Genomic DNA, 361 nt, shown 5'->3' on the forward strand with positions numbered 1-361 from the left:
AAATAGTAGGTTATGGACTTAAGGCCAAAGTAATATTTGACCTGCTTGCTACTGACACATCGAACCATTAGTCTCTGAATTTTCTCCAGAACCGCCAGGATTTGTAAGAAAGGACTGGCGGCTGAATAAATGTAACGATGACTATTGCGATCAGAATTGATATCCCACCACCCACGACGGTTTCTTTCGCAGAAAACAATACTAAAATGATAAAAACCATCAGACATGCCGATGTTATCCATAAAACAACCCTGAATCGATTAGCCAGATCCTGAATCGCTTCCCCCAAGGTTCCGCCATAGCTTTCAACGTTGTTTTTTATCTTCTGCAAATCCGATGGTGTAAACCCTGAACGTAACAA

1 protein-coding gene is annotated in these 361 nt (G+C 41.3%); it reads right to left on the bottom strand.

Going from position 1 to position 361, the window contains the following annotated elements; all coding sequences use genetic code 11:
* Positions 1 to 67 precede the first annotated feature (67 nt).
* Positions 68 to 361 (bottom strand): hypothetical protein (locus tag IPZ49_RS23325; protein ID WP_227754142.1); only part of this gene is annotated, 294 nt, incomplete at its 5' end.

The organism is Enterobacter cloacae complex sp. S2, from assembly GCF_015159675.1.
Taxonomy (GTDB): domain Bacteria; phylum Pseudomonadota; class Gammaproteobacteria; order Enterobacterales; family Enterobacteriaceae; genus Enterobacter; species Enterobacter intestinihominis.